The following is a 6,675-nucleotide window of genomic DNA, read 5'->3' on the forward strand; positions in this document are numbered from 1 at the left end:
CTTCGTCGATCGCTCGCCTGTACCAACATCGCCGAGAACATGATGGGCACCATTCGCCGCGTCACGCGCAACGTCAAACGCTGGCGGGATGCCGGTATGGCCTTGCGATGGGTCGCGGCCGGCATGATCGAGGCCAACAAGGGCTTCCGACGATTGAAGGCGCATAAGCAATTGTCGGTTCTGCGTGCGGCTCTTCAAGCTCGCCACAATCGCATGACGATCAACCCCGTTGCCCACGTCACGAGGGCCGCGTAACATTCATTCCGGCAACGTCGGCCCGACCTAGTTCAACAGCGATCGGGACATCCCCCGGTTAGATCTAAAGAACACAAGCGGCGGAAACGCCATACTGAATGGATTGGCGGCCTCCTTGGAAACTGCTGATCATCATAAGGGATCAACTTGTGGCGTTCGGGCATTCGCCAGCTTTGGCAATCAACGGGTTAGATCATGGATTGTCTGGAATTTCTTCGAACAAATATAGCGAATAAAGAGCTGCCAACCTACGTCTATGGCTATCCTTCCAAGCGAGCGTATCGAGCTTTTCCGCAGCCACTCCGCATAATTGATGTCGTTGAGCAGGCTAGCCGTTCTAAGCAAATCAACATCTATATCCATATCCCGTTCTGCCGCTATCGCTGCACCTACTGCACGCTCTTTCTTACAACGCGCTTTAAACCGGCGACGCCGGACTCCTATGTTGCTCGATTGGTAGAGTACGTCGCGCGATATGGAGAATACTTCGGAGATCGTGAGGTTGTAAGTATCTATTTCGGCGGTGGCACGCCAACCCTTCTGACGCGGCATCAATTCGGCGAGCTCTTCGCCGCCCTCGACGCTGCATTTCCAACACGAGGACGCCAATGTGAGATTACGGTCGAGACTGCGCCGGACACCTTCGACAACAATCTTCTGGATTGCCTGAAGGCACTTGGCGTCAACCGGATGAGCATGGGCATCCAGAGCATGGTACCCGGCGAGCTTGCGTACTCTGGTAGACCATATTCGGTCGAGACGGCAGAAGCAGCAATTGAAGCCCTCATCGAGCGCTTTTCCCACGTCAATCTCGATCTGATCTACGGCCTGCGTGGCCAAACCCGTGACTCCTGGATCTTTTCGCTTGGCCGCGTGCTCGACTATGAGCCGCAGACAATCTCTCTTTACCCCGTGGTTGTTCGTCCGATGACCAGCATCATTACCTCGAAGGCCCACAATCCCGATTTATTCTTTTCGGAAGCTGAAAAGTATGAGGTCTACGACCAGAACGTTGCCATGATGGTATCAAAAAATTATCGCCAGGAATCCTTCACCCGCTTCACCAAGATCGCGGGTGACCGGGCCTACCGGCAGGAGGCATCGGATTTCGAGGGAACGCCCCTGCTAGGATTGGGAGCTGGCGCCAGAAGCTATTTCGGCCGATATCACTACAGCACCGATTATGCTGTCGACTGGAGCGCGGCTTCGCCGATCATCAGCGCCTTCTTAGCTCGCTCCTTCGATCCTGACGCGATTGCATCGCACGGAATCAAACTTACACAGGAGGATCTTGCGCGTCGTTACGTTCTGCTTGGACTCACATTGTCGGCTCTCAGCAGAAGACGCTACGCTGCAGTATTCGGACGCGCACTGGCGGCCGATTTCGGCAAAGAATTCGAGGCGCTGAAGGCTCTGCAACTCATCGACTTCGTCGATGGCGATACTTATCAACTGACTTACGCGGGATTTAAATATTCGAGCATTATGGCGCGAATGTTTTACTCGCGCACGATGGTGGCCCTCGAAGAGCAATATCAAGCAGCGTGAGGTTCAGTATGCAAGAGATGACGAACTCTTGGTGGGATTTTGGCTACGCCGATCCGGAGGTTTCGTGTATGGGTGGTCCCAGTCCCGAAATCTTCGAAATCGCACCAGCGCTCCGCGCGAAAAGCGTGGTTGTCGAGCTGGGTTGCGGCGAAGGGCGCAATGCCCTCTATTTGGCCCATTTTGATCATCAGGTGATCGCGACCGACATCTCTGAAGCCGCCATCTCGAAGCTGAACCGGCTCGCAGGCGATCTTGGCGTGAAGATAACGAGCGGCGTGGTTCGTGTTGAAGATTTCCAGCCGCCCGCTCACCTCGACGTCTTTATAGCCCATTCGGTATTGCATTTCACCGAACGAACCGTCTGGAAGCCGCTCGTTACGGCCTTGATCGATCGGACGCGACCTGGAGGATTTCATTGCTTCACCAACACGCTCGAACGACCAGACCACCCTATTCCCAAGGAGGGGCTGGCATCTGGTCACAAGAAGTCGTTCGCACGTGGAGAGCTGGAGGCGATCTATACACAAGCCGGCTGGGAGATCTTGCGCTCCGATCATTACATCAAATGGGACTCCCACCCTGGCATTCCGATCCATTCGCACTGCATCGAGAAAGTCGTGGTCCGTAGGCCAATTGGATCCGAAGATCTTCCGCGGTTGAGGGCTGAGCCCATCAAGGCAGCCGGGATGATACCTGCCAAGCAGTTTAATAGCTTGAAGCTGGGCACACCGCGCGAAGCCATAATTGAAATGCTCGGTTCGCCGCCGACCAGCCATGGCGTGACGACTTCCCGGAGGACGGTTGGCGGCAACAATCAAGGGGCCATAGCGGACGGCTACGTGCGCGAGGACATGATCTATGGCGATCACGGCCTTCAGTTTGTCAACGGAAAGCTTACCGGAAAATATCAGTACTTCACGCCCCCGAAGCGCTTGACCATTCGAGATGAGTGACGCTCGAACGGTTTCTCATTGGTGCCTTGGCCACCGAAAAACGTCTCGGCTCGCTTGCCTTCATCCAGGCCTATCCCGCACTGCACAGCGCGCCGGGCCTTGCAGATCTTGGAATGCCTCATGGCAGGCAGTTTACAGCCTGCCGCCATGGCGCCCGTCGCGTCGCTTGCTTCGTGGGAGGCACCATAGCCACATCCCGCGACGTAGGCGCAGTCTTGGTCCTTATATCGCGGCATCGGGCAGCCCCCTGAGGCAATCGGTAGGAGGATATATGAAGGCGCACGTTCGGGCGGCCGCGGCGGCGATTGCGTTGGCTCACACTCTCGGACGTCGTGTCGCTCGCGTGCGAGAATACGAAACCTCCGCGTCATGCAGGATTAGCGTGTCCGTGCGAGGGCGCATTGTTAGCGGATATGACCATGGCAGGCATTGCTACGTCACCGGCGCCTTACCGCACCTGTATCACCACGGTGAACGGTCGCATTTGATGCTCCAACCGAAAGGCTTCGGAATCTTCGGCGGATTCGATCACGATACCTCATGCCACTTTTTGGTGAAGGTCACGGGCAGTGAGGCCCACATCTTCGACGACAAGGAAGATACGTACTTCGCATACAGCGTTTGATCACGAATCACAGGGGCGCTCTACACTGTTTCCGTGGGTCGCGTCAGGTGCCTCGATCCGGTGGCCTCATCGGCTTGATAGAAGCTGGACCAGCTTTTGTTGCATGCACGACAATGTCGAACGGCGGTTCGGCGCAGCTGGATGGTCCGCTGCGCAACGAACCATCCTTGTTTGGACGGTCGAACGCATTCATGATTGGCGCGGGCCTTGCTAGGGATCCAACCGTAACGGGAGGCTCGCCCATGAAAGACGCCGCCAAGACCCAGGATTCACGCGCGCCAAGACATCTGGCACTGGTACTTGGCACGAATGAAATCGCATCCGCAATCGCAACAAAACTCACCGAGGCGAGCTTTGCGGTCGTGATGAGCCACGCCCCATTTCCGCCGGTGATCCGCCGCCGCATGTCGTTTCACGACGCGCTGTTCGGGGAGCTAAGCCAGGTTGAAGGCGTCGTCGGTAAACGGGCCGACACCCTCTTGGAAATCGTGCGGATTCACGCCGATCCAAGCAGCGTCGCAGTGACGGAGATGCACCTCTCCGACATCATCGTCTTACGTCCACTATCCGTGATCGTCGATGCGCGCATGCAAAAGCATCGAGCACCTCCCGACCTCTCCGGCCTAGCGCGGGTTACGGTCGGCATCGGGCCCGGATTCGAGGTGGGCGGCAACTGCGACACCGCCATCGAGACCCATCCGGCCCAGACCGGTGCGATCCTCTCCCGAGGAGCCACGAAGGCGGCGGACGGCCGATCCCGGGAGCTCGGCGAGGCAGGACGCGAGCGCTTCGTGTACTCGCACCGCCATGGCATCTGGCGAACAGTCGTCGATATCGGCACGCCCGTATCCAAGAACATGCAGATGGGCCGTCTCAGCGGCACACCGGTGCTGGCGCCCATCGAAGGAGTCCTCCGTGGTATTGCGCGAGACGACGCCCGCGTCCCGGAGGGCGTCAAACTTCCGGAGATAGATCCGCGCAAACGCCTGTCCTGCTGGACCGGTATGGATGAGCGAGGTCGAACTATCGCATGCAGCACCGTCGCGGCGATCGAGAACTTCATCTTGCCCCGATCACACGATAGACGGGTTTACCGATAGTTATCTTGTCGTTAGCGGACAATCGTCTGATTGCCTGCACGACACTTCCACCTTCTATTCCCGCTTCCGCGCGATGGAATCCGTCCCTACTGGCGAGATCAATATTTCGCGGCCGCGTCACCCCAGCGGTAGTTCACACGGACCAAACCGATGTCGACGTCTTGACCGATGCGGGCGGTGCCTGCACGAGCACCCGCCGGAAACGCCTCCGATTCCGGCTGAAAAAAAGTCCACGTTCCGACGGCCCATGAACAAGTGGTCATACTCAATGCCGACGGAGCAATTAGAGGCGAAGCCAAATTCAAGGCCCGCCCCTACCGTACCGCCGCAACGAGTTTTCGCTGCCGTTGTCGATTGGCAGCCCAGTCGCAAAGTCGAAGATCCGGAATTTGTCGCGGACGACCGCAGCGTCACCTTTCACATAGAGCAGCACGTTATTTCAGGCATAGCCGACCTGGCCCGTGAGCAGGCCGAATGCATCAATCTTGGATTCATCCTGGACGCCTGCGAAGGCGAGGTTGCCGTTGGAGCGCTTGAAATCGGCCCAGTTCCCTCGGCGCCACGGCCACCGGACGATTCCCATATGTATTTTGATTATGACATCCTGCATTTTCAAAACTACGCTCGATCCGGACCGGGCAGCAGCACAAACGCCGATGGACAGGACTACCGGCAAGTTGTCGGCGAAGACTTCATCCATCGTCGGCAACAGGCTACAGATGTCTTGATCGGAGCGTTGGCCCGCGACGAGCTCTTGTCTGACAGATACCGCGAAGAAACAAGCATTTTGATCGCAGGGCAGCGCTACACGATGTGATGGACAGCAGAGGTGACGCACTGGACCAGAAACAATCCAACCGGCGAAGTCATTTGGCTCATACCTCGACGCATGGGGGGTGAGCAGCACCCTCATTGCTGAGCCGCCCGCGCTGCAGAGCCGTTTCATACACTTAAGTCTAGAGACTGCCGGTTTCGGTTGGTTTGCCGGGCCTGAAGCAGTCCGGCGACACCGCGTTGCTATGTCCTCAGGACCAGATCGCGCGACACGAACTCGCTTGTCCGACTTCTTTTATGCCGCCGGAAATGGAGCGCGGATCGACATATTCTGGGGGCACGACGAAGATCGGAAGAAGCAGGCGACGTCACGCGCGCACGCCGAAAAGCTCAAAGCGGCAATCGGCGACAAAGCAGATCGGACTCGATCGTCGTCCATATGTTCAGCACCGAATCGCATTCCAAGATCGTGGTGAGCGACGACGGACGGGGCGGATGGTTTGCGGCCATTGGCTCCTACAACTGGCTCGGGTCCCCGTTCGAAAGCTTCGAAGTTTCGGTAAAGGTCAGAGATCCGGCATTCTGCGGCAGGATCGTCCGCCACCTGGCGACCATGTCGATGGGGCGGGAAACGATCTGGAACGAGCTCGCCACGGACATTACCATCCTGGGTCGGCGGATCGAGATAATGCCGCGAACGTCCGAACGCCGGGTGCCGATGAGAATTCTGCTGGCGTCCGACCACGCCGCGCTCGCCCTCGAGGCCAGCGTCAAAGCGACGCGGAGGCTGGTCGTCACGAGCCACCGGATAAGCGTTGCGGAGCGGCCGATGATCATCTTGCCGGCGTTGGCCGCGGCGCGTGCCAACGGTGTCTCTGCCGATCTGTACTTCGGAAATGGCACCGAAACGTTGTCGGCCAAGGCGGCAGGAGAACCGACGATGGACTTAGGGCCCAGCGGCGTGAAGTTGCGTCTCCGCGATCATCGACATCATCCATGCCGCTTGTGCGCTTGCGGTCGGGCCACCTCAGGATCGCAGCGACGCCGTCGTCGCGTTCCCCTCTGCTGCCGAAGGGGAGGGAAGCGACTTAATTCCCAATCGGGGCGACCAACTAGTGGCTCGTCACCGTGATTTTGACTCTTTGGACGTATCTGGATAGGCGCGGCCCAGTTTGGCGCGAGCTTTGTCTGTTGTGAACATCCAGTTGATGCGGGCGCGAGCTTTGTTTCGCTGCCGCTCCCATGCTGCGATCTCATTTCTGAGGTGTTTTGGATCGTCGATTCGGCGGCTGAGACACTGCCCTTGGAGAACGCCGATCTCGATCTCGACCATGTTAAGCCAACTGGCATGTTTCGGGGTGTAGTGGAACTCGAGGCGACGCAGGATACGGCGGGCCTCAGCGGGCGCAAAGGCCTGGTA

General features: G+C 58.0%; 7 protein-coding genes and 1 pseudogene. 6 read left to right on the forward strand and 2 right to left on the reverse strand.

The window, feature by feature from the left end; translation table 11 throughout:
• The 6 genes and pseudogenes from K289_RS47170 to K289_RS52010 all read left to right on the forward strand — a co-directional run.
• Positions 1-255, forward strand: a pseudogene (locus K289_RS47170) (IS256 family transposase); the annotation flags it as partial.
• A gap of 195 nt (positions 256-450) precedes the next feature.
• Positions 451-1,803: a coproporphyrinogen-III oxidase family protein gene (locus tag K289_RS0140170; protein WP_051311342.1), complete on the forward strand. Its 1,353-nt coding sequence runs from the start codon at positions 451-453 to the stop codon at positions 1,801-1,803.
• An 8-nt stretch (positions 1,804-1,811) separates the two neighbouring features.
• On the forward strand, positions 1,812-2,756 hold the full coding sequence (locus K289_RS0140175; RefSeq protein ID WP_156918462.1) for a class I SAM-dependent methyltransferase: 945 nt from the start codon (positions 1,812-1,814) through the stop codon (positions 2,754-2,756).
• A gap of 271 nt (positions 2,757-3,027) precedes the next feature.
• Entirely contained in the window at positions 3,028-3,381 is a 354-nt protein-coding gene (locus K289_RS47175; RefSeq protein WP_035687907.1) for a hypothetical protein, read from the forward strand.
• 242 nt (positions 3,382-3,623) lie between these two features.
• The gene (locus K289_RS0140185) at positions 3,624-4,481 is read left to right on the forward strand and encodes a xanthine dehydrogenase (protein ID WP_027556468.1); all 858 of its coding nucleotides are present in this window, start codon (positions 3,624-3,626) and stop codon (positions 4,479-4,481) included.
• 247 nt (positions 4,482-4,728) lie between these two features.
• A complete protein-coding gene (locus K289_RS52010; RefSeq protein WP_198024888.1) occupies positions 4,729-5,298 on the forward strand; it encodes a hypothetical protein in 570 nt (189 codons plus the stop codon).
• Between the two features lie 473 nt (positions 5,299-5,771).
• On the opposite strand, the gene K289_RS0140205 is transcribed toward K289_RS52010, so the two are convergent.
• Positions 5,772-6,122, reverse strand: a complete 351-nt coding sequence (locus K289_RS0140205) for a hypothetical protein (protein WP_027556470.1) — start codon at positions 6,120-6,122, stop codon at positions 5,772-5,774.
• Between the two features lie 256 nt (positions 6,123-6,378).
• Positions 6,379-6,675 (reverse strand): transposase (locus K289_RS49955; protein WP_198024889.1); only part of this gene is annotated, 297 nt, incomplete at its 5' end.

Origin of the sequence: Bradyrhizobium sp. Cp5.3 (assembly GCF_000426265.1) — a bacterium.
GTDB lineage: Bacteria > Pseudomonadota > Alphaproteobacteria > Rhizobiales > Xanthobacteraceae > Bradyrhizobium > Bradyrhizobium neotropicale.

Excerpts from the sequence above, each read along its gene's own strand:
- K289_RS0140170 (WP_051311342.1), top strand. The coding sequence starts at position 451 with ATGGATTGTCTGGAATTTCTTCGAACAAATATAGCGAATAAAGAGCTG.
- K289_RS0140175 (WP_156918462.1), top strand. The coding sequence starts at position 1,812 with ATGCAAGAGATGACGAACTCTTGGTGGGATTTTGGCTACGCCGATCCG.
- K289_RS47175 (WP_035687907.1), top strand. The coding sequence starts at position 3,028 with ATGAAGGCGCACGTTCGGGCGGCCGCGGCGGCGATTGCGTTGGCTCAC.
- K289_RS0140185 (WP_027556468.1), top strand. The coding sequence starts at position 3,624 with ATGAAAGACGCCGCCAAGACCCAGGATTCACGCGCGCCAAGACATCTG.
- K289_RS52010 (WP_198024888.1), top strand. The coding sequence starts at position 4,729 with ATGAACAAGTGGTCATACTCAATGCCGACGGAGCAATTAGAGGCGAAG.